The following is a 22,887-nucleotide window of genomic DNA, read 5'->3' on the forward strand; positions in this document are numbered from 1 at the left end:
TGTCTTGAACGTCCGGCCCCTCGAAGGGGCCGGATCGTCTGCGTTGAAGCTAATGAAGGCTGCGAGAACGTCATCAAACGATGAAGTCCTGGCTTGCGAGGATGCTCAGTGTTTGCGTAGCAGCATCCCCGTCGAGGTCGGTGTTTGCCAGAGTGAATTCGAACGGCTGATCGTCAACTGGGCCCTCGATGCTCGTCGAGAAGTCGAGGATGCGAACACCCGAGTTGGCACCGCCGACGTGGAACTGAACGTAGGCCGTGTCGAAGGCTTGCCCACCATCGTCATCGATGGTCACGGTCTGATTGCCCGAGCGCAAGCCAGTAACGTTTTCGATGGTGTGATCGATCAGATTGCCGCCATCGTCGTAAAGCCACGATTCTACGGTGATGGCGTTGATGTTTCCAATTCCTGCGACCGCGAAGGTTAGATTGTTGATGTCAGACCCGTCCGCAGTGGAGAAGGTGAAGCCCTCGTTGTTATTGATCTGCGAAGCCTGACCGCCTTTCACGCCGAAACCAACTGCATCGGGGTTAAGGTCGTCAGCCGCTACAGTCGGGCCTCCCAGTGGAGTGGTGTTGAACGGCACAAAGGCTGCCTCGGTCGCGCCCGCTGCGGGCGTAGCGTTGAAGATCAGGCCGTCAAAGACGATGCTGCCGGTGTTATCCACCGTGGGTACTGTCAAGGTCTCCTGGGGACCGCCCGACTTGACCGCATTGAAGTTGAGGTCGGACTGCTCACCCTGGGGTGTGAAGAGCACGTCGAAGGTGTATCCCGAGTCGGTCACGTTCAGTTGGTAAAGATCCGTATCGGTGGCCACGTCGCGGTACGTCAGCGTGGTTCCGTCGTTGGTGAGAATCTCCTCGATGTCAGCGCCACCGAGATCGGTATATTGGGTGATGGTGACGTGTGAGCCGTCGGCTCCGGGAGTAAGGTCGAACGTCCCTGTGTCCTGTTGATTGGCGGCCAATCCGACCTGGAACGGCGTTGCATCACCAGTGATGCCGTCGAACGTCGGCCCGGCATCCTCGAACACGAGGTGCGTCCCGAGATCCTCGTGGTTGACGACCGTCACCTCGCTCGATGATGGGAACGCGACTTCAAGGTTCTCAACGCGCACACCGGAGGTGCTCTGCTTCGTGTCGTAGGTAAATCGAACGTAGATTTGATCGACGCTATCCGCCGACTCGATGGTATAATTCTCAAAGACGGCGCTGCCGGAAGGTAAAGTTACTGTGTCGGTCCCGTGCTCAATAACTGTCCCATTATCGACAGTCCACCACTCGATGTTGACGCTCTTCACGCCGCCTATGCCCTGGACGTCGAACCTGATGCCGCCGATCTCGTTCGCATCCGGAGTGGCAGAAGTCCAGGCCGCGTCTTGGACGAAGAAGCCCTCATTTTGATTCATCTGAGAGGCTTGGCCCCCCTTCACACCGAAGCCGACGGCGTCGGGATTCAGATCATCATTGGTTCCGGGGTTCTTGTTGATGGTCGTCGGATCAGTGACTGCACCTGCCGGGAAGATGATGCCATCAAACTTGGCGCTGTGATTGTCAGTGAGATCGGCTGTCGCAACCGTGAGTGTCTCCTGTGGGCTACCTGACGGGATCGACGCGAAGTCCAGCACCTGAAACGTCGTTACGAGCTCAGTGGTCGTTACATCCAGTGTGATCTTGCCCTGGGCAAATGACAGGATGTCGTCATCGTCAATGACAGGAGGATCACCAGGAACGTTGTGCTGCAGCGGTTCGTATTGAATGAGGTAAATCTGCGCCGATGACAGGTCAGTCTCGTCAAGCGCAACCGCGAACGCCAAGGCGCCAGCGGGATCGGCGTCACCATTCCCGTCGGCCTCGCGTCCATAAATGATGCCGCCCTCATTGTAGAGGAAGATTTCCACACCGCCGACGGTAAAGAGGCCGCTCGTGGTGCCGCCCGGGCCGTCATCGGGAATCGACAGCGCCAGATCGGTCGCGCCGGTTGTGTCAAGGAGGGCGGTGTTGACAGCCACCTGCGGGAACCCTGTCGTGGGGTCGGTAGGACTGATTCCAAGCACGCCGAGAGCGGTGAGCGCGTCGCTCAGCGTCTGGTCGAGGAGGACATCATTATCATCGGTGACGGTCTGTACGCCGATCTGCTCGTCGAGAACGAGATTGGTGGCGGTAATCGTAGTCATAATCTTCCTCCCAATTGTGATCGAGCTGTTCCAGGGTCAGTTGGGATTAGGTCAGGGCGCGCCGAAAATGGTGGATTTCGAGAACCGGAACAGAGCACGCCTTGACGTGCGTAAGTTCCGGAGGCTTGGAAAGCTACGATTGCCCGTCCGCCATCACTTGAGATGCCACTTGAAATGCTAACAAACCCCAGATGCTCAGGGGTCAATTTGGCGCAGCCTAAGGATGGCAAGTCAACTTTCCGTCTGGTAGTATTCTGACCTATATCGAACGATATATATCGTTTTCGATAGGGTTGCTGTCGTCAGTGTAAATGGGAATATTGACCTGGCGGAGAAGCGCCGTAGTGAATGCCCGCGCCGGAGCAAACCATATGTGTCAAAAGCCTTGGCCCGATCGGCGTCGCCCTCTATGTAGGGCACGTCGCTTAGCGCTCGCCGGAGCTTATCGGGTTGCGCAGCCCGGCGAGCGCGGATGAGCTTGGCCGTGTTGGGTGATCAGGCGCGGTTCTTGAAGCGCCCGCACTCATTGACAGTCTCGATGATCTCACAGTGATGCGTGAGACGATCCGAGTTCATCGAGGACGACGAAGCCGAGGCGAGTGAGATAGTCGGCGCGACACTCGGTCTTGAGCTGGTTGAGCAGATCGACGACGTTGCACCTATACCACGTTTACGAGAAGCTGCACCTCGGCAGCCGGGCGGAGCTGGCCTGGGCATGGCGCATGGCAAAGGCGCTGCGCGTCCAGGAACGGGCCTCCTCTGACACCAGCACTTTTCAACTGGCATCGACATGAAGCTGGCAAAGGGGCCGGAAAGCCGCGTGATGGCATCGGCCGTGATAACCGCCGCAGCGCCTGCGCCGGCCTGATCTATCGAAAGGTATATATCGTTCGATCAGGTGCGGACATTGATCTCAATACTATCGAACCGGGAATGGACGCCTCCTCGTCGGCGGCGACACAATCGAGGATCAAAGGCCGCAGTTCAGCGCGTCAGCGCGCCAGCGGATGCACTCGGGTAGGGCATCTGGGGGGATCCCCTTTTCTTGATGCGTTCAAAAAGGGGGGAATCTCGATGGCACTCACCATAGCAACTTATGGCTGGACTAACTGCGATCCCTTGCGCCGGATGTCACTCCGCACACCAGAGAAATAGCGATGAAAACCAAGCAACAGCCCCCTGCCCTGCAGGTAGTGATGAAAGAGGTCAAACGCGCCATTCGGCCGCTGATCTGGTTCAGCGGAGGCATCAACGTGCTGATGCTGACCGGGGCGCTTTACATGCTCCAGGTCTACCACCGCGTGCTCGGCAGCCATAGCCTGGAGACGCTGGTGATGCTTTCGCTGATGGCGGCGGCCGCGCTCGGGACGCTCGCCGGGTTGGAAGTAATACGCGGGCGTCTTCTGGCCAAGGTCGGTTCCTGGATGAATGCGCGGCTGGGACCGGTTCTGCTGACTGCATCGGTGGAATACGCCGCCTCGGCGCCCGGCCAGGCCAACGCCCGTGCATTGCGCGATCTGGACCAGGTGCGGAATTTTTGCACCAGCCCGAGCGTCTTCCCGATCCTCGACGCTCCTTGGGCGCCGCTGTTTTTCGCTGCCATATTCGTCATGCACCCTTGGCTGGGTTGGCTGGCGCTGGGCGGCGGGATCGTCCTGTTCGCTTTGGCGCTGCTCAACGAATACGTCACGCGAAAGCCCTTGACCGAGGCTTCGGGTGCGCAGTCGCGGGCCTATGTGCAGGCCGAGGCGGCGATCCGCAACGCCGAGGTCGTCCAGGCGATGGGTATGCTGAAGCCACTGATGGAGGGCTGGAAGGCACAGCAGGACGAGGCAAACAGAGGACAGGTTCTTGCCGCCAACCGGGGTGGGGCCATCGCGGCTATCGCGCGTTGTCACCGGCTGGCCCTGCAAATGGCGATACTCGGCCTCGGCGCCTATCTGGTACTTCGCAACGAGGCCTCGCCCGGTATCATGATCTCCGCCTCGATCCTGATGGGCCGCGCATTGTCACCGGTCGAGCAAGCCATCGGCACATGGAAGGCGACGCTCGGAGCGCGTGCCGCCTATCGGCGTCTCACCGCTGTCGCCGGACAGCACCGGGAATCCACACCGGTTCTGCCGCTACCACGACCGAAAGGCAGGTTCGAGGCCGAGAACATTGTGCTTGCCCGACAGGGTGGCGAACATATCCTGAAAGGCATCAACTTCCGCCTCGAGCCGGGTGAAGCGATGGCGTTGATCGGTCCGAGCGGGGCTGGCAAGACGAGCCTGGCGCGCATACTCGCCGGTGCCTGGCGCCCGTCCGCGGGGCGCGCCTTGCTGGACGGAACGGATGTTGCCCAATGGGCGGCGGAAGACCGTGGCCGTCATGTCGGCTACCTACCGCAGGACATCGAACTCTTCGCCGGCACCGTGTCCGAAAATATTTGCCGCTTCGCGACGCTCAACCCGGCGGTCTTCAACAAGGTGGTCGAGGCCGCGCAGTTGGCAGGAGTCCACGAACTGATCAAGGGACTGCCGAAGGGTTACGCCACCGAGATCGGCGAATCCGGCGCCGTCCTGTCAGGCGGGCAGCGCCAGCGCATCGGGCTGGCGCGGGCACTCTACGGCGACCCCGCGCTGCTTATCCTCGACGAACCCAATTCCAACCTCGACAGAGAGGGCGAGGAGGCATTGATTGCTGCTCTCGGCGTGGCCAAGGCCACGAACACAACCGTTATCCTGATCGCGCACCGCCCCAACCTTTTGGACAAGATAGACAAGATACTGGTGCTCAACAGAGGTCAGCAAGATCTCTTCGGGCCGCGCGACCATGTCTTCAACGAACTCGCCAACCGTGTCAGCAAGGTGGCCCATCTGCCCAAAGCGGCCCAGTTGCCAGCCCTTGAAGTGGTCAAGGAAATCAAAGAGGTCAAGGAAGCATGAGCCGCCCCCCCGGATTGAACGTCGTGCCGCTACCCCTTCCTCCGCCCTCGCTGCTGGAACCGGTGCCGCTGCGTCTCACCGGCGTGACCTGCACCGGGTTCGCGATCATGTTCCTGTTCTTCGGCGTGGCCGGGGGTTGGGCGGCGCTGGCGCCGTTGGACAGCGCCGCTGTGGCGCCGGGCGTTATCAAGGTCGCCGGCGACCGCAAGCTCATCCAGCACCTCGAGGGCGGCATCATCGCGGAGTTGAACGCCGCCAACGGGGATATCGTCAAGGCGGGCAAGATCCTCGTCCGGCTCGACGACACGCAGGCAAAGGCGCAGCTCGACCTGATCCAGAACCGGATAGCAACGCGTGAGGCGCTGGCCGCCCGTCTCAGGGCCGAGCGCGACGGCAAGGCCGAGATCGAGTTCAATCCGGCGTTGCTCGCAAACCCCGCCACCGCCGTGAAGGACGCGGTGGCAGCACAGCGTGACGTGTTTGCCGCGAAGCACCACAATCTGAAGGACGAGCGGGAAATTCTCGGCCAGCGCCGTCACCAGGTCGAGGAAGAGATAACGGGACTGGAGCAGCTTATCGTCACCGAAGACAAGCAGATCGAGGCAATCGAGGGCGAAAGCAAAGACCTTGAGGGTCTGCTCAAGAAAGGGCTGACCACCCGCGAACGGAACCTGTTGCTCAGACGCCAACAGCGGGAGATCGAAGGGGAGCGCGCTACCAACATTGCCGCAATCGCCCGTGCCGGAAGCGCCATGGCCGAGATTGATATGCAGATCCTGAACCTCAACACAGTGCGGCTGAACCAGGCCGTCGATGAGTTGAGCAAGGTCGAGGCGGAGTTGTTCGACCTCGGACAGCAGGAGCGCTCCGCCAGGGACGTGCTTGACCGCACCAACGTCGCCGCACCGGTTGACGGCATCGTCATGGACCTGAAGGTCCATACGGCAGGCGGCGTCGTGAAACCCGGTGAGACATTGATGACGATCGTGCCGCTCGGACAGCAACTCGTGGTCGAAGCCATGGTCAAGCCGGAGGATGTCGAGACGATCGCCCCCGGACAGCCCGCGCGCGTCAGCTTCCCGGCGTTCGCTCGCTACAACCTGCCGCCGCTCGAGGGCGTCGTGGAGATCGTGTCGGCTGACCGCATGGTTGAGGAGCGCAGCGGGGCACCTTATTTCGCCGCGACCGTTTTGATCGACAAGAGCGAACTCGCCAAGCTGGAGGGCCGCAAGCTACTGCCCGGCATGTCGAGCGAGACGATGATCCGGACAGGTGCCCGCACCGTGCTTTCCTACCTCGCCGAGCCGATCACGCAGAACTTCCGCCGGGCCATGCGGGAAAAATAGCCGTAGGCCGCTGAACCGGATTCAGGAAAGCAACATTCGCCCGGCCGTGATCGCCAGGAAGAACGCAAAGGCAAGTTTCAGGTAGCGCGGATTGAGCGCGTGGGCGAGCCTTGCGCCCAAGGGTGCAAACAGAAAGCTCACCGGCGCTATGATGGCAACCGCCGGCAGGCTGACGTAACCCAGGCTGAGCGGAGGCCTGCCGGCGATTTCAAGACCCGACCAGATGAAGCCGGCCACTGCCGGAAGCGCGATAAGCAGGCCAAGCGCCGACGATGTGCCGACGGCACGATGCACCGGAAAGGAAAAACTGGAAAGCGTCGGCACCGAGAGCGTGCCGCCGCCAATTCCCATCAGCGAAGAGACAAAGCCGATCACAGCAGCGATCGCGCGGTTGATCCAGCCGCTTTGCGGCAGGTGATCGGAGATCACGAGGTGCTTCGGCAGCGCCATGTTGACGGCCACCAGCAGGCCGACGACGCCGAAGACCAGCCGCAAGCCGGCGCCCGGGATGAATTTCGACATGATGCCGCCGACGAGGGCACTGGCGAAAATGGCCGGTCCCCACAGAGTGAGCAGAGGCCGATCGACATTGCCGCGCCTGTTGTGCGACCGCATCGACGAGATCGAGGTGGGGATGATGACCGCGAGCGAGGTCGCGACCGCCAGATGGCTGATCACAGCAGGCGAAAAGTGGAACAGGCTAAGCACCCAGAACAGCACCGGGACGATGACGATGCCGCCGCCGACCCCCAGCAGACCGGCGAGCACGCCGGAGGCCATTCCGGTCATGGCCAGGCCGGCGACCAGCATTGCAATCGTCAGCCCGTCGAAAACCGACGTGTCGAATCCGAAGTCCACCGTGATTTTTCCTTGATTGGCTATTTGCGGCACGGCCTTGCGGGCACGGCCGCGCTCCCGCTGTTGCGACCCAAAAAATGCAGGTCGCCCAGAAGGGTCATAGCGTTTTTGGAATGCGCTTTTGGTTAGTGGCGCACCATCCCGGCGTCGACATTGAGCGTCTGGCCAGTGATCCAGCGCGCATCGTCGGAGGCCAGGAACGAAACCACGTCGGCGATATGTTCCGGCTGCCCTTTGCCTTTCATGGCCTGAAGCATCTCGACGAAGCCGAACGCCTCATTGTGCGGGCTAGCCTTGACACCGTCGCTCTCGATCAGGCCGGGCGTCACCGCATTGGCGGTGATGTTGTATTTGCCAAGCTCGGTGGCGAGCGCCCTGGTGAAGCCGATGACGCCACCCTTGGCCGCGACATAGGCCGCCATGTTCGGCGTGCCGGCAAAGAAGGTGTTGGATGCGATGCTGATTACCCGTCCGGCCTTCCCCGCCGCACGCATCTGGTCCGTACCGGCACGGCTGACGATAAAAGTGCCGGTCAAATTGACGTCGATGATCTTGCGCCAATGGTCGAGATCGACATCGTCCCAGGCGACGAACGGCACGATGCTGGCATTGTTGACCAGGATGTCGATGCCCCCGGTCAGGGTCTGGATTTCGGCGAAGAGTGCCTTGACGGATGCCGGATCGGAAATGTCGGCGGCGATCGCCCTCGCCTTTCCGCCTATCGCCGCGGCCGCCGCCCCGGCGCCTTCGGCATTGATGTCGCTGACGATGACGGTTGCCCCATCGGCGGCAAGCCGCGCGGCGATCGCCTTGCCGATACCCTGCGCGGCGCCCGTAACCAGGGCCGTCTTTCCCGCAAGCCGTTCAGTCATGAAAATGCTCCCTCAATCCGTGATCTGATGATGTCTGTTCAGGCGTCGGCGTCGATCACGGCCAGCGCCGCATCGATGCCTTTGCCGATCGCCAGTTTCTGGCCGGCCGCGTTCATGGCCCCGCCAAGTGCCGTCAGCGCCGCGATCGCGTAGATCGGCTGCGCGGTCGGTCCCATATGGCCGATGCGTGTCAGCTTCCCCAAGGTCTCGCCGCGGCCAGACGAAAACACCACGCCGTAGCGGGCACGCGCGGCCTGGCGAAGCGCCTTCTCGTCGACACCTTCGGGCGTGCGGACGGCGGTCGTGGTCGGCGACGCGATGCTGTCGCTGGCGGCCCAGATCGATAGGCCCATCGCGGCGACACCCGCGCGCATGGCCTTGGCGGTGAGCGCGTGGCGCGCCCACACCGCCTCCGGTCCCTCATTGAGATAGAGGTCGAGCGCGACATCGAGCCCGTTGATCTCCGAGACCGACGGCGTGAACGGAAACGGCTTGTCCCTCAACCACGCATGCTCCCAGTCAACGATGCTCAGCATCGACGCGCGGGGGGCCGCCTCGTTGCCCTTCATCTTGGCCCAGGCCCGCTCGCTGACGCCCATCATCGTCAGGCCGGGAGGCGCGCCCAGGCATTTGTTCGGGCCGGTGACATAGATATCGGCCTTGCAATCCTCGGGATGCGTCTTCATGCCGCCAAAGGACGAGACGGCGTCGACGATGAGATAGCCGCCATGCGCCGAGACCAGCGCGCCGATGGCGTCGATCGGGTTGATGGTGCCGGACGGCGTGTCGTGGTGGCAGACGGAAACGACGGTGATCTCCGGATGTGCCTTCAGCATTGCCTCGACCGCCTGCGGATCGATCGCCTCGTTGTACGGCACCTCGATCTCGAGCAGATGTGGCGAATAGCGCTTCGCCCAATAGCCAAAGCCCTTGCCGTAGACTCCCGAGGCAAGGTTGAGCACGACATCGTCCGGCGTGATCAGCGAGGCCGCGGCGGCCTCCAGGCCAAGCACCGGCTCGCCATGCAGGATGACCGGCTTGTTCGACAGCCGCATCGCCTTCTGCGCCTTGTCGACCACACCCTCGTAGAAGAGCTGGAACGCCGGGTCGTAGTCGTAGAGCACCGTGCGGCCGAGGCCGCGCAGCACTTCGGCATAGGCGTTCACCGGCCCCGCGGTCAGGGTGATGACCGGATCAGCGTGTTCGAGATAGCGCATCGTCTTGTCTCCCGATTGGCGGCGGTCAGCCGTAGAATTGCGTGCCGGTCCTGTAGGTCTTGAAGTTGTCCATGTCGTGCGAGTACATCAGCTCGGCGCCATGGTCCTCGGCGAGCTTCCTCACCTTGCGCATCGAATTGACGCCCGCCACCGGGTCGATGTGGAAGGCCGCCTGGCACAGCATTTCAAGGCTCTTTTGCGTATAGGCCGCGTCGATCGTGAACATGATCGGCTTGCGCTTGGGAAACTCCACCAGCAGGCTGTAATGGCCGATCGAATGACCGGGCGTCGAGATCAGCCGGACACCCTTGGCAAGCTCGACGTCGCCATCGATGCCTTCGAAGGTCGAATTCGCCCGTGTCGTTCCCGCAAGCAATTGTGCGGTCGCGCCACGCGCTTCGGCAGCCTCCGCCGAAAAGCTCAGGTCGGAATAGCCGAGATGTTCGAAGGGCTCGGGATTGCAGGCCTGCGGCACCTCGGTCCGATGACAGATCTTCTTGGCATGCGGAAAATACTTGTTGCCGCCGCAATGATCGAAGTGGAAATGCGAGTTGACGACGACGTCGATGTCCTTCGGCTCAAGGCCGAGCAGCGCCAGGGCGCCGGGGATGGTCTGGTGCTTTTCCTGGATCGGCTTTTCGAACGGCAGCACCTTCATCACGTGGTCGTAGTCGTAGCCGGTGTCGATGAGGAACCGACCCTCGGCATGCTCGATCAGGATCGAATAGACGGGGAAGCGCACTTCACCGCCAGGGCCGCGATTCCAGAACACATGATAGCCGTCGAGAACGAGCGAGCCGCCGTCGAGCAGGTAGACCTTGGTATCCGACATTCTTGCCTCCTTTATTGGCGCGGGTCCCGTCCGCGCATGAATTGTGCTCAGCGCGCGCCGCGCTCGTATGGAATGCCGAGCGCCGCCGGCAGGCTCGCGCGCCGGCCGAACAGCACCAGCATGATCATCACCGCCAGGAACGGCAGCATCTGGATGATGTCGGTCGGTATGTTGATGCCGGCCACCTGCATGGCCGTCGTCAGCGACAGGCAGACGCCGAACAGCAACGCGCCGAACAGCACCCAGATCGGGCGACCGCGCGCCAGCATGGCCAGCACGATGCCGAGAAAGCCCGCGCCATTGGTGATGAACGGAATGAACAGCCCAGCCCCGACATTGGCGAGATAGGCGCCGCCGAGCCCAGCCAGCGCTCCGGTCGTCAACACGGCGATGGTGCGGGTCCGCACGACATCGATGCCGGCGACATCGAGCGCGGCCGGCTTGTCGCCTGCCGCCTGCAAATTGAGGCCGAGTTGCGTGCGCCGATAGAGGTAGCTCATGCCGAAAACCAGCGCGACCGCCAGATAGACGATCAGATGATGCTTGAAGAATGCAGGCCCGATGACCGGGATGCCCGAAAGCAGCGGAATGACGGTAGCATCCGCCGCGGGCAGGCGCGGGTAGCTGCGTGAGAACTGGAAATGGTGGAGCAGTGCCGTCAGGCCCTCGAGCCCCAAGGTCAGCGCGATGCCGATGACGATCTGGTTCAGCCCGATGCGCACGCAAAGCAGCGCCATGACAAGCGCCACCGCGGCGCCGCCAGCGGCACCGGTGAGAAAGCCCAGCCACAGCGACCCCGAATAGAAAGCGCCGACAAAGCCGAGATAGGCGCCGGCCAGCATCATCCCTTCGATGCCGATATTGAGCACGCCCGCCTTCTCGGAGATCTGCTCGCCGAGCCCGGCAAGCAGCAGCGGGATCGCCGCGGTGACGGCGCCGAACAGGAGCGCGCTGAGAAAGACTTCGCTGAACAGCCCGGTCATGCCCTAGGCCCTCCGCGACTGGTTGTATCGGTGATCGAAATATTCGGCGAGCGCGAGCACGATCAGCACGATGGAAACCAGCACCAGCGTGAAATGATTGGGCACGCCGAGCCGGCGCGCCGCGCTCTCGCCGCCGATCGAAAGCACCGAGAGCAGGAACACGAAACCAATGGCTGCAAAGCCGTTCATGCGGGCGAGAAAGACAGCGGGTATCACCGCAAGCCCGTAGGCGGGATTCCAGTCGGCGCGGACATTGCCCTGGACGCCGATGATGTCGACAGCGCCGGCAAGTCCGGCCAGCCCGGCGGAAATGGCGAAGACGGCAACGGTCAGGCCGGGAACGCCGAGCCCCGAGTGAACCGCCGCGCGTGGATTGGCGCCGACGATCCTCAGCTTCAGCCCGAACGCCGTGCGCGTCATCACCAGATGCACGATGACGATCGCCGCCAGCCCAAGCAGCAGGCCACTGGTGATGGTCGTTTCGAACAGGCGCGGCAGCCGGCCCTCCACCGGCAGCGTGCGCGTCTGCGGCACGGTCGTTCCCGGATCGCGAAATGCCAGCTTGACCAGCACATTGGCGAGCGAAGTGCCGAGGAACGTCATCATCAGCGTGGTGATGATCTCGTTGACGCCCTGATAGGCACGCAGCAGGGCCGGCACCAGCGACCAGATCATCGCCACCACCATGGCGACGAGGAACGAGCAGAACAGCGCCAGCCAGGCTGGCATGATCTGCACGAACACGGGAGCGCTGGCAGCCGCCGTCACCGCGCCAAGCAGGAACTGCCCGTCGCCGCCGAGATTCCACATGCCGGCGCGAAAGGCCACGATCAGGCCGGCGGCAAGAAACAGCAGCGGCGCCATGCGCGTCAGCGTCTGCTGGATGCCGAGCGGCGAGAACAGTCCTTTCTCCAGCACGAAGCCGTAGTAGGCGAGCGGGTCGACGCCGACCGCAAGCAGGATACAGCCGGCTATGACGAGAGCGATGAGGATCGGGCCGAGCGTCATCAGCAGCCGATGCAGGATGTCGCGGCGCGTCGTCGCCCCGCTCGTGGCATCGAGTGCGGTAGCACTGACCGTGGGTGCGGTGTCGATGCTCATGCGGCAAGTCCGATCATCAGGCGACCGACCTTCGTGCGGGCGTCGTCTACGTTCTCGACGGTGCCGACCAAAGCGCCGTTTGCGATGACGGCGATGCTGTCGCACATACCAAGCAATTCCTCGAGGTCGGTGGAGATCAGCAGCACGGCAAGGCCACGCGCCGCCGTGTCGCGAATGCGCTGGCGCGACGCCAATGTGTTGGCGAGATCGAGCCCATAGGTCGGCTTGTTGAAGATCACCACCTTGGCGCCTTCAGCCAGTTCCCGTGCCAGGAGCACCTTCTGGATGTTGCCGCCGGACAGCCGCGCGACGGGCGTCTTCAGGCTCGGCGTACGCACGTCATATTCGCGCACGAGCTGGGTGGCGCGCTTGTCGATCTCCGCGCGCTGCTCGACGCCGTTGCGCCAGAACGGGGCCGCGCCGACCTGCTTGAGGAAGAAGTTGATCGAGACCGGGAAGGTGCCGACAGTGCCCTCGCCCAGCCGGTCGTCGGTCAGGTAGCGAAGGCCGCGCCGGCGGCGCTCGCCGACGCTCAGCGTCTCGATGGCGGCGCCGTCCAGCCGCACCGAGCCGCTGGCGGCTGTACGCTGGCCGGCCAGCGCTTCCGCCAGCTGCTTCTGGCCGTTGCCGTCGATGCCGGCTATGCCCAGGATCTCGCCCGGGCGGATGTCGAAAGAGATCGACGACAGGCCCGGCGCATTGTCGGTCGGCGCGACCGCGAGATCCGCGACCTGAAGCAGCGGGGCCGTTCCGGCGCGGGCAGTGCGGACAGGACGCTCGACGGCTTCCGGATCATCCTTCTGCTTACCGAACATCAATTCCACGATCTCCGAGACGATCTCCTGTTCGCCCAGGGCGCGAAACCGCTCGGGCGGGATCTCTCCGACCTTGCGGCCAAGCTTCAGCACCGAGATGCGGTCGCCGAAGGCAGCCGCCTCCTTGAGCTTGTGGGTGATGAAGACGATCGCCAGGCCCTGCTCGACAAGGCGGCGCATCAGCGCGCCCAGTTCGTCGATACCTTTCGGCGTCAGCATGGAGGTGGACTCGTCAAGGATGAGCAGCCGGCTGTTGCGCAGCATCGCGCGCAGGATCTCGACCTGCTGCTGCTCACCGAGCGACAACTCCGATACCTTGGCTTGAAGCTTGACGGTGATGCCGAGCGTGCCGGTGATCTCGGCGACGCGCGCCGCCAGTTCCTCGGTCCTGGGGCGCTGCCACCACGGCCCGCCAAGCAGGAGGTTCTCCGCCACCGTCAGCGTCGGCACCAGCATCATGTGTTGGAATACGGTGCCAATGCCGAGTGCCAGCGCATGGCGCGGCGACGTGATCGGCGTCGGTTTGCCGTCGACCAGTATGCGTCCTTCGTCCGGCTGCTGCAGGCCGGACAACATGCCGATCAGTGTCGATTTTCCAGCGCCGTTCTCGCCCAGCAGCACATGCACTTCGCCCGGGCGGATCGACAGGTCGACGCTGTCATTGGCAACGATGCCGGGGAACCGTTTGGTCACGCCTTCAAGCGCGACGATGTCGCGCCCGGCAACGGACGATGAAGAAAAACCGCTCATGAAAGCCCAGCACCAAAAAAACGGGAATCGTCCGGAGGGGTGAACGGATCACCCCTCCGGCAGTTGACCGTGATCGCCTTACTGGGCGACGCTGGTCATCAGTGCCCTTACGGCGGCCGCGTCATAGACCGGCTCGACCTTGATCTTGCCGGAAATGACGTCCTCGCGCAGCGCCTGGATTTCCGTCCAGACATTGTCCGGGATCGCAGCGGTCTTCAGCAGCTTAACCGAGTCGTCCTTGAGGCCGATCGTATAGTGTTTGGTGCCGAACGTGTCGGCCTTCAGGTCGGCAATCATCGCCGCATAGACCGGCTCGATGTTCCACACCACCGACGACAGCAGGAAGCCCTTGTCGATCGGTGTCTTGTCGCCGATGACGTCGATAAAATAGACCTTGCCGCCATCGGCTGCCTTGGTCGTCTCGACCGCCTGCAGCATGCCGAAGCTCGAACCGTTGCCCTGGCCGAAGATGATGTCGGCACCGGATGCGATCACGCTTTCGGTGACGCGCTTGCCGCCGGCCGCGTCGCTGTAGGCGGCAGGGCCGATCACCGCATAGGTGATCTTGACGTCAGGGTTCTCCGCCTTCACGCCTTGTGCGAACGCCGCCGACTGCGAATTCCACGATGGCGGTTCGCCCGAGACGACGATGCCGACCGACTTGGAACGCGACACCTTGCCGGCGAGACGGCCGGCCAGATAGGCACCCTCGTGGCCGCTCAGCGTGTAGTCGGCGACGAGGCCCTTCTCCAAGCCGGCTGGCGTGTCGACGATCGCCACCGGAACTTTCAGTTCCTTGGCGATTTCGGGCGCCGAGGTGTTGTAGCCGCTGGCATGAGCGATCAGCAGGCTGGCGCCGTCGGAGGCAAGTTCCCGCAAGGTCGGACGAACGTCGCCATAGCCGAGACCCTGGGCCACGACCACTTCGACACCTGCGGCTTTGCCCGCCGCCTTGGCAGCGTCGATGCCTTGCTGGTTCCAGCCATAGTCCGTGCCTTCTTCGGGCGTCAGGATGGCGATCGACTTGACCTCGCCGGCAAGCGCGCCGCTCATCAAGACACCGCTCAATATAACTGCACTTACACTGCTCTTGAGAATCTTTAACATGTTACCCTCTCTGTTTTGATTTACCAATCAACATTCTTATTGTTATTGCGCGAAAGCGAGATAGACTGCCTGCGAAATTTATATATGGAGCTCAGGCAAAGTGAAGATCCGTTATGCCCTTCCGGTGATGCTGGCGTTGTCGTCCTTCGCCAACGCGGTTGAGTTGCACCATGTCACCGTCCGCACCGGCACTGACGGGCTCGACATGGTTCCGTTGACGATTTCGAATGCGGGCAGCGAAGGCCTCTCCTGCAACGCCGACTTCGCCCACTGGTATTCAGCCGGGATCGCAACGATCGAGCCGGGCAAGAAGACCCGCGTCGAGCTCTGGTTCGATGCGAAGACCGGCACGTTCACGATCCTCAACGACAAGCGCGAGAACCTGCCCGTCGAGCGGCTGTGGTGCGGTCTGGCGAGCCGGGCATATGCCACCCGCGTGCAGGTCACGCTCGACCGCGCCGATGCGGCGAAAGGCGAGCGTGATGTGTCCTGCGCCATCGCGCAGGACAGCCTGGTCTGCCGGTAGGCGCTCATCGATCTTTCCGTTCGAACACCGCGCGCCCCTTATTCTTTTGCCAGGAATGCGTCGGTGAAGACGTCGTCCGCCGACAGAGCCGCCTTGAGCACGCCCTGGTCCGTCAGCGTCTTTAGGGTCTCCTCCCACTGCGTCTTCGTCATCCAGCCGAGACCGTGTTCCTTGGTGTCGGGGCTGCTGAATGTCGAGGCGATGTCGGCGTTGATCTGCGCCAGCAGCACGTCCTTCTTGTCCGCATAGCCGGGCGCTGCCTTGGCCGTGATCTCGGCGGCCTCTTCCGGATGAGCCACGACATAGTCGAAGGCCTCCCTGTACGCCTTGACGAAGCGGCGCACGACGTCCGGCTTGTCCTTGATCATCGCCTGCGAGGTGAACAGGCCCGAGCCATAGGCTTTCCACCCATGGTCCGCCCCCATCATGATGCTGAGCGAGCCGGGGCCTCCGGCCTTCGCCTCCAGCTCGGGAACCTCCGCGTCGATATAGCCGACGACCGTCTGAACCCGGCCCAGCAGCAGATAGCTTTCATAGGGAGGCGAGACGCTGTTCAGCGTCATGTCCTTTTCGGTCAGGCCATTGGCGGCCAGGAAGCCCTTGAAGAAGATGTAGGTGGAGCCAGCCGGATGAATGCCGATGGTCAGTCCCTTGAGGTCGGACGGCTTGGTGAGCTTCAGCGTCTTGGCCAGCGAAATGATCCCCAGCGGCGAGTGCTGATTGACGGCCGCCAGCGCCACGACCGGGACATTCTGCGACCGTGCGACGGCAAGCGTGGGAAGATCGCCGAAGCCGAAATCCGCGTTCTCATTGCCCACCAGCCGCATCGCGTCCGGCGAGCCGGACCCCTTGCGGATCTCGGCCACATCGATGTCGTTCTTGGCGAAGAAGCCTTTTTCCTTGCCGACGAAAAACATGGCGTGATTGCCGCGCACCACCCAGTCGAGCTGAACGTTGACCTTGTCCGCCGCCAGAGCAGCGTTGGAAAAACCGAGTGCTGCAACAAACGCCGCGAAGGTAGCGGCCTTGATAAGTGAGCGTCTCAGCATTTTTTGTTCCCTTTTATGAATTTGGTTGATCGAGCGGACCTAGGACTGGCTGAATTTCGGCGCCCACGGCACCACGATGCGTTCGAGGATTTCGGCGGCGTAGTAGAAGGCGATGCCAAGCACGGAAACGAGCAGCAGCGCTGCGAAGACCAGCGCCGTGTCGAGCTGGGTCGAAGCGAACTGGATGACGTAGCCGAGACCGTCCGACGCCCCGGCGAACTCACCGACGATGGCGCCGATCACGCTCAACGTGGCGGCGATCTTGGTTCCGGCCATCAGGTTCGGCAGCGAATGCGGAACGCGGATCCTGAACAGGATCTGCGTCGGGCTGGCTCCGACGGAATTCATCAGCGACAGCAGCGAGCGGTCGACCGATTGCATGCCCGCCAGCATCGACAGTGTCACCGGGAAGAAGGCGATGACCAGGATGAGGCCGATCTTGGGCGCCAGCCCATAGCCGAACCAGAGGATGAAGATCGGCGCGAGCGCGACTTTCGGCACGTTCTGGAACAGCACCACCAGTGGATACAGCGCGCGTCCCAGCCAGTCGAAGCGCACGATGACCAGCGCAATGGCAATGCCGACCACGACCGAGACCAGGAAGCCGAACAGGATCTCGCCCGCGGTCACCAGCGTCGCTTGCATCAGCGTGCCCCATTGCGCCACCAGCGACTTCGCGATCTCGGACGGGGCGGGAATGATGAAGGCGGATATGGCAAAGATCCGCACGGCGGCTTCCCACGCCACGATCGTCACCAGCAGCAGGATGACCGCCGGTAGCCAACTGCCGGTCGCCGCACTCCAGCTGGAGGCGAGGCGCGGCTCGGGAAGGTCCGTGATGGGTTGGTCGCTCAAGACGCGCCTCCCGGCTGATGGCTGGAGCGCAGCATGGTTCGCAACTGGACCACCAGCCTGACGAACTCCGGATCTTCGCTGACCGACAGGTCGCGTGGATAAGGCAGCGCAATGTCGAGGCTCTCGGTGATCCGCCCGGGCTTGATCCCCAGCACGTGCACATGGCGCGACAGATGGATGGCCTCGTCGATGGAATGGGTGACGAGCACGATCGTCTTGCCGGTACGCTGCCAGATTTCCAGCAGCGACTGCCCCATCGAATCGCGGGTGATGGCGTCGAGCGCGCCGAACGGTTCGTCCATCAGCAGCACCGCCGGATCGAGCGCCAGGGCCCGTGCGATGGCGACCCGTTGCCGCATGCCGCCCGACAGTTCGTTTGGGCGCTTGTGGGCGCTGTCGCCCAGCCCCACCAGTTCCAGCATCTCCTGCCCGCGCGCCCGCAAATCCGAGCGCGACAGCGACTTGTCGGCGATGCCGAGCAGCAGCGACGCATTGTCGACGGCGTTCTTCCAGGGGAGCAGGTTGGCGTCCTGAAAGACGAGGCCGATCATACACTTGCGCGCCGCCTCGACCGGTGCGAGCCCGGCGATCGCAACGCTGCCCTGGGTCGGCTGCACCAGCCCGGCCAGCACCTTGAGCAAGGTGCTCTTGCCGCAACCGGAAGGGCCGATAAGGGAGACAAACGACCCCTTCGGCACAGAGAGATCGATGTTGCTGAGGATCAACTGCCGGGCGATGACCACCGAAACGCCCTTGGCGGAGATCAGATTGTCATGGCGGATATGGGCCGGCCTGTCACCGGCGGCTCGAATGGTTTCAATGCGCATGGCTTGTCGCCCCGCGCGCTTTCGTCGGCCGCAGCCACGCCGTCTTGATGGCGAAGGCACCCTTCACACAAACAGCCGACCGGTGGAACTCCTCGAACCGGCCTGCCCTCTGCGCACCGTTTGACATTAGCTACTCCCGGCCTTCCAGGATGCGCCGCACCGCGACGAGCTTGCGCGCCCGTTCGCCTTGCAGCGCCTTTGTCTGCTCGGGCGTGTAGGCAAACATGCCCTCGCCCGACTTGATGCCGAACTTCAACGCAGCCGTCTTCTCCAGCACCATCGGCGCGACATCGTCGCGGTTGGAGAGATCGGCATTCAGGAAGGATGAGACGGATTTGTAGATATCCAGCCCCGCCATATCGAGCAGCGCCATCGGACCGATGACGGCGATCTTGTAGCCGATGCCCCAGGATACGCAGGTGTCGAGGTCTTCCGGCTCGATGACGCCGCGCTCGACAAGATCAACCGCCTCGCGCAGCAGCGCATAGAGCACGCGGTTCTCGACGAAGCCTGGAACATCCTTCTTCACCACCACCGGCAGCAGGCCGATCGAGCGGATAAGATCGCGGATAACAGCCACGGTTTCAGGTGCGGTCTTCTCGCCGCCGATCACCTCGATCATCGGGATGATGTGCGGCGGGTTCGACCAGTGCATGCCGACCATCCGCTCGGGATGCGAAATATGCGCCTGCAGCTTGGTGATCGGGATGCCCGACGTGTCGGAAGCGACGATGACGGACGGGCCGATCAGCGGATCGATGTCGCGATAGGTCTGCGCCTTGATGTCGATATTCTCGGGCACGTTCTCGATCACCAGTTCGGCGCCATCGACGGCCTCGGCGATCGTCTCGACGAATCGCACGCTGCCGGCGCCTGTCCCGGGCGCCTTGATGTCGAGACGATCGAGCACGCCGCCGGCGAGATCGAGCATGCCGCGGGCACGCTCGACCGACGCCTGTGAAACATCATACGCCGTGACATCGAGGCCGCCGCGCGAAAGCCGCGCGGCGATGCCTGGACCCATCGTTCCCAATCCGATGAGAGCGGCGCGCCTGATCATTATGCGGCCTTTGCGGGAGCAGCAGTGGTTGCCGCCTTGAAGGCCGGCCGGGCGGCGATCGCGGCCACCCAACGCTCCAGATCGGGCATCGACGGCCGGTCGATCTTGAAGTCGACGCAGCGCTTCAGGATCGGCGCGCAGGCGATGTCGGCAAGGGTCAGCTTGTCCAGCGCCAGGAAGTCCTTGCCGGCCAGGTGGCCATCGACGATCTTGAGTTGCGCGACAAGGTCCTTCACCTGTTCCTTGTATTCGGCGGTCTGTTCCTCGGGTGTGAGCTTGGCGCCCTTGAAGGCCGCCAGGTAGCCGGGATTGACCGCCGCCAGCAGGAAATCCATCCAGCGCTCGACCTCGGTCTTTTCCGCCGGCGTGGCGCCATTCAACTGTTCGCCACCGAATGCCGCGAGATAGCGCAGGATGGTGTTGGACTCCCAGATCACGGTGTCGCCGTCGACCAGCGTCGGCACCTTGGAGGTCGGGTTGAGCGCCTTGTATTCCGCCGTCTGGGTGTTCTCGAACTGGCGGCCATAGTCCTCGCGCTTGTAGGATGCCCCAAGCTCTTCGAGCATGAAGAGCACCTTCTGGACGTTGCCTGATGTCTGGCGGCCTAACAGCTTGTACATGTCGTCTCCTCGATTGTGTCCAATGCCTACTTGCTCGCTGGGAGCGGCTTGTAGACGATCGCGTCCATTTCGATCTTGGTGTTGATGACGGCCTTTGCCTCGACGGTCGTGCGCGCCAGCACGGCATCGCCGATCCCTTCGAGGAACGCCTTGTTGTAGCGGCCGAAATCGCGCGTATCCTCGAGATAGGTGGTGATCCGCACGACATCCGACAGCGTCGCGCCCTCATGCGCGATGACGCGCGCGATGGTCTTCAGCGTGGCCAGCGTCTCTTCCTCGATCGTGCCGCTGATCATGTTGTTGTTGTCGTCCTTCGGCACCTGGCCCGAGACGAAGATGAAGTCGCCGGCACGCACCGCCGGATGAAACGGCAGGTTCGGGTTCTTGTTGCCGATGGCGTAATGGCTGGCGGATTTTCGCGTGCTGTCGCTCAATGCCTGCTCCTAGAGAACACTGGTTTCGATGATGTCGACGCCACGGATGCGATCGATCAGGTAGACGATGCCGCGGTCGTCGATGGTCACGTCGTTGGACGAGGAACGCTCCGCCCCCTCGGGCGCGTCGGGCACGAAATGGCCGACCTCCTTTGGCGCGAACGGGTCGGCGATGTCGACGAGGCGCAGCCCCTGCGCGAACCATGCAAACGGAATGATCGTGCCCTTGAACCGTTCGGAAGGCTGATGGCAGCCGGTCATCTGCGGCTGCGGTGAACCATCCGGGTCGAGGCCCGGCACCTGGAAGGTCGAGATCGGCAACGGGTTGGTCTCGTCGGTGATGTCGTAGATCCACGTGAAGGCCGGCGGTGATGGCCGAAGCTTGGCGACGTCCTCGTCCGCCACCACCATGATGTTGCGGCCCTTGAGCGGCTGTGGAATCGGCAGGCAGGTGTGGGTGGGATGCGGAAAGCTCGGGCTCGAATTGACGTGCGAGACCAGCTTCGGCTTGGTGATGTCCGAAATGTCGAGGATGAACAGGCCGTGATGCCAGTAGCTGACATACAGCCGGTCGCCCATGCGCAAAGGATGGTGGCAACGCGGCGTGACATAGTCGTGCCAGGGGTATTCCTCGCCGCCACCCGTCCACTGGCCGGGTATCCACCAGCGTCCGACCTCGACCGGCTTTGTGGGATCGATCAGGTCGAGGATCATCACGATGTTGCCGACATAACCGTCGGCGGTCGGCGAGATGTAGACGTAACGGCCGTCGAAGTCGTAGCGGTGGACGCCCTTGCCGCCGGTTGTCCATTTCGAGATGAGCTTGGGCTGTGCCGGCTTGGTTGTGTCGTAGAGTGCCAACCCGCCGCCGAAATCGGCCGGGCCGGCATCGCCAAAGCGCTCGTGGTTGATGATCATCAGCCCGTCCTTGGCGCGCACCTTGTGCGAGTGCCAGCCGGGCGGAACATCGATCGTGGCTATCTTGCGCGGATTGCGCGGGTCGGAAATGTCGACCAGCGTCGTACCGCTCGGCGGCCGCATGTGGCCGATATAGAGGATGTTGCCGTCGACCCAGACCTGGCCGCCGCCTGGGCAGTCGACATGGCCGATCTGCTTGGTGTTGAACGCCGAAACCAAATGCATACGCCCTTGCTGCTGAAACGTCATTTCAATGTCCCCGCCGCCAATGGCGGCGGGGCAGTAGGATGGGAACTAGACGAGACGGAGCAGATCGCCGGCCTGGTTGCGGCCCCAGCGCTTGTAGAGGAGCAGCGCCTTCTGCGTCGGCGCATCGGTGGCGCCGAAGAAGATCACCGGCTCGCTCGACGAGCCGTTGACATGCTCGACCCAGGAACCGCCGGGTATGGCGATGGTGTCGAACTGGTTCCAGTCATATCGTTTGCCGTCGATGATCGAATGGCCGTTGCCGCGGAACGGCGCCAAGAGCAGGCTGGCGGTCTCGCGCTGCGGCAAGGTCTTCTCGCCGGGGCGCAGCATCTGCACGTAGAAATTGATGGTGTGGAAGACGGGTCCGCCGGTCGTCGGATCGACATAGTCGATGACGATGCCTTCATGAGGGTCGCCATCCCAATCCTTGTGAGCGTCTAGGACCGCTTCCATCTTCTCCCAGCGATAGACATACATCGGAGACGACAGGCCGCCGCCGCGCTTGTGGTCGACGAAACGCGGCATCAGGCCGCCCTCGCCATAGATGCGCTGTGAATAGTCACCGGGATAGCGGGCGGTCTGCACCTTCTTCTCGACTTCCTTGCCGTCGACCATCTCGGTGTATTTGTGGTCGAAATGGACGGCGTGCAGCGTTTCGACCAGCGGCAGGTCGAGCACCGACAGGTTGACCGCCTGCTCGCCGCCGACGGTGCCATGATTGTGCCAGGCGTCGTTGGGCGTCAGCACCATGTCGCCGGGGCCGAAGACCACGTCTTCGCCCTCGACGCCGGTGAAGTTGCCCTTGCCGGTCAGGCCGAAGCGGATGGCGCTCGGCGAGTGCTTGTGCGGCGGCATGATCTCGTCGGGATCATTCAGGCGGTAGGCGGTGTACATGGTGCTGACCGATGCACGCTTGGGCGCAAAGCCAGGATTGACCAGGATCAGCGAGCGGCGCTCGCTGTCGTCCATGGTCACCAGTTCGGCGGCGCGTTGCAGCAGCGGCTCGATGTCCGAATAGGACCACACGAAGGGAACGGCCTTCGACGTCGCCATCAGCTGCTTGATCTCGTCATGATCGACGCCTTCCGACGTCGCCCAGAACGGAAACATGTTCTTTGCGTAGAGGGCGTCATAGAGGCCCTTGAGTGCTGCCTTCTTGTTGGTGAGCACATCGTTAGCTGGTTGCGCCAGGGACATATCGGACACCTCTCGTCACGAAGAAAATACTTCTAACCAACTCAACCGTATTCGCATTGGTTTTGCGCGACAATACCCAAATTGCGAATTTTATAAGTTTTTGGTTGAGGTGCATTTTTGAGAGGCAAATGCCCAGAAACAGGCAGAAATAGCCCAAGAATGCTCGAA

Annotated in this window: 20 protein-coding genes; 3 read left to right on the plus strand and 17 right to left on the minus strand. The window is 62.6% G+C overall.

The genetic code is table 11. The features are described 5' to 3' along the window. Positions 1–73 precede the first annotated feature (73 nt). The gene (locus tag NKI69_RS14365) at positions 74–2,176 is read right to left on the minus strand and encodes a hypothetical protein (RefSeq protein ID WP_352721708.1); all 2,103 of its coding nucleotides are present in this window, start codon (positions 2,174–2,176) and stop codon (positions 74–76) included. 1,157 nt (positions 2,177–3,333) lie between these two features. Between NKI69_RS14365 and NKI69_RS14375 the strand changes: the two genes are divergently transcribed. Both NKI69_RS14375 and NKI69_RS14380 read left to right on the plus strand, forming a co-directional pair. Then, on the plus strand, positions 3,334–5,103 hold the full coding sequence (locus tag NKI69_RS14375) for a type I secretion system permease/ATPase (protein WP_023809920.1): 1,770 nt from the start codon (positions 3,334–3,336) through the stop codon (positions 5,101–5,103). Next, entirely contained in the window at positions 5,100–6,449 is a 1,350-nt protein-coding gene (locus NKI69_RS14380; RefSeq protein WP_023809921.1) for an HlyD family type I secretion periplasmic adaptor subunit, read from the plus strand. The genes NKI69_RS14375 and NKI69_RS14380 overlap by 4 nt, the downstream gene beginning before the upstream one ends. A gap of 21 nt (positions 6,450–6,470) precedes the next feature. Here NKI69_RS14380 and NKI69_RS14385 read toward each other — a convergent pair whose 3' ends face one another. The 8 genes from NKI69_RS14385 to NKI69_RS14420 form a co-directional block, all read right to left on the minus strand. Beyond that, the gene (locus NKI69_RS14385; protein ID WP_023809922.1) at positions 6,471–7,307 is read right to left on the minus strand and encodes a sulfite exporter TauE/SafE family protein; all 837 of its coding nucleotides are present in this window, start codon (positions 7,305–7,307) and stop codon (positions 6,471–6,473) included. Between the two features lie 125 nt (positions 7,308–7,432). Then, a complete protein-coding gene (pldH, locus tag NKI69_RS14390; protein WP_352721711.1) occupies positions 7,433–8,179 on the minus strand; it encodes a pyridoxal 4-dehydrogenase, SDR-type in 747 nt (248 codons plus the stop codon). A 38-nt stretch (positions 8,180–8,217) separates the two neighbouring features. Continuing rightward, entirely contained in the window at positions 8,218–9,396 is a 1,179-nt protein-coding gene (gene ppaT, locus NKI69_RS14395; protein WP_352721713.1) for a pyridoxamine--pyruvate transaminase, read from the minus strand. Positions 9,397–9,421: 25 nt separating this feature from the next. Then, positions 9,422–10,228: a 4-pyridoxolactonase gene (pldA, locus tag NKI69_RS14400; protein WP_352674573.1), complete on the minus strand. Its 807-nt coding sequence runs from the start codon at positions 10,226–10,228 to the stop codon at positions 9,422–9,424. Between the two features lie 47 nt (positions 10,229–10,275). Further along, positions 10,276–11,211, minus strand: coding sequence for a putative B6 ABC transporter permease subunit 1 (locus tag NKI69_RS14405; RefSeq protein WP_023809926.1), 936 nt, complete (start codon positions 11,209–11,211; stop codon positions 10,276–10,278). A 3-nt stretch (positions 11,212–11,214) separates the two neighbouring features. Then, positions 11,215–12,312 (minus strand): putative B6 ABC transporter permease subunit 2, encoded by a 1,098-nt coding sequence (locus tag NKI69_RS14410; protein WP_023809927.1) that lies wholly within the window; start codon positions 12,310–12,312, stop codon positions 11,215–11,217. Beyond that, the gene (locus tag NKI69_RS14415; protein ID WP_352610527.1) at positions 12,309–13,877 is read right to left on the minus strand and encodes a putative B6 ABC transporter ATP-binding protein; all 1,569 of its coding nucleotides are present in this window, start codon (positions 13,875–13,877) and stop codon (positions 12,309–12,311) included. Before NKI69_RS14415 ends, NKI69_RS14410 begins: the two co-directional genes overlap by 4 nt. Positions 13,878–13,955: 78 nt before the next feature. Then, positions 13,956–14,930, minus strand: a complete 975-nt coding sequence (locus NKI69_RS14420) for a putative B6 ABC transporter substrate-binding protein (protein ID WP_245486387.1) — start codon at positions 14,928–14,930, stop codon at positions 13,956–13,958. Between the two features lie 154 nt (positions 14,931–15,084). On the opposite strand from NKI69_RS14420, the gene NKI69_RS14425 reads away from it, so the two are divergent. Next, on the plus strand, positions 15,085–15,510 hold the full coding sequence (locus tag NKI69_RS14425; protein WP_023809930.1) for a hypothetical protein: 426 nt from the start codon (positions 15,085–15,087) through the stop codon (positions 15,508–15,510). A 38-nt stretch (positions 15,511–15,548) separates the two neighbouring features. On the opposite strand, the gene NKI69_RS14430 is transcribed toward NKI69_RS14425, so the two are convergent. The 8 genes from NKI69_RS14430 to NKI69_RS14465 all read right to left on the minus strand — a co-directional run bounded on the left by NKI69_RS14430 (position 15,549) and on the right by NKI69_RS14465 (position 22,719). Next, on the minus strand, positions 15,549–16,559 hold the full coding sequence (locus NKI69_RS14430) for an ABC transporter substrate-binding protein (protein ID WP_023809931.1): 1,011 nt from the start codon (positions 16,557–16,559) through the stop codon (positions 15,549–15,551). A gap of 39 nt (positions 16,560–16,598) precedes the next feature. Beyond that, positions 16,599–17,414: an ABC transporter permease gene (locus tag NKI69_RS14435; protein WP_023809932.1), complete on the minus strand. Its 816-nt coding sequence runs from the start codon at positions 17,412–17,414 to the stop codon at positions 16,599–16,601. Further along, positions 17,411–18,241 carry an ABC transporter ATP-binding protein gene (locus tag NKI69_RS14440; protein WP_023809933.1) on the minus strand — a complete coding sequence of 277 codons (831 nt, stop codon included), beginning with the start codon at positions 18,239–18,241 and terminating at the stop codon, positions 17,411–17,413. The genes NKI69_RS14435 and NKI69_RS14440 overlap by 4 nt, the downstream gene beginning before the upstream one ends. A 130-nt stretch (positions 18,242–18,371) precedes the next feature. Next, the gene (gene fhmpcd1, locus NKI69_RS14445) at positions 18,372–19,301 is read right to left on the minus strand and encodes a 5-formyl-3-hydroxy-2-methylpyridine 4-carboxylate 5-dehydrogenase (protein WP_023809934.1); all 930 of its coding nucleotides are present in this window, start codon (positions 19,299–19,301) and stop codon (positions 18,372–18,374) included. Further along, positions 19,301–19,921, minus strand: coding sequence for a glutathione S-transferase family protein (locus NKI69_RS14450; protein WP_023809935.1), 621 nt, complete (start codon positions 19,919–19,921; stop codon positions 19,301–19,303). Before NKI69_RS14450 ends, fhmpcd1 begins: the two co-directional genes overlap by 1 nt. A gap of 26 nt (positions 19,922–19,947) precedes the next feature. Then, positions 19,948–20,355 (minus strand): RidA family protein, encoded by a 408-nt coding sequence (locus NKI69_RS14455; RefSeq protein ID WP_023809936.1) that lies wholly within the window; start codon positions 20,353–20,355, stop codon positions 19,948–19,950. 9 nt (positions 20,356–20,364) lie between these two features. Beyond that, a complete protein-coding gene (locus NKI69_RS14460; protein ID WP_352721717.1) occupies positions 20,365–21,522 on the minus strand; it encodes an LVIVD repeat-containing protein in 1,158 nt (385 codons plus the stop codon). Between the two features lie 45 nt (positions 21,523–21,567). Then, positions 21,568–22,719, minus strand: a complete 1,152-nt coding sequence (locus tag NKI69_RS14465; protein WP_352721719.1) for a cupin domain-containing protein — start codon at positions 22,717–22,719, stop codon at positions 21,568–21,570. Between the last annotated feature and the right edge of the window lie 168 nt (positions 22,720–22,887).

Origin of the sequence: Mesorhizobium sp. M0491, from assembly GCF_040321265.1 — a bacterium.
Classification (GTDB): domain Bacteria; phylum Pseudomonadota; class Alphaproteobacteria; order Rhizobiales; family Rhizobiaceae; genus Mesorhizobium.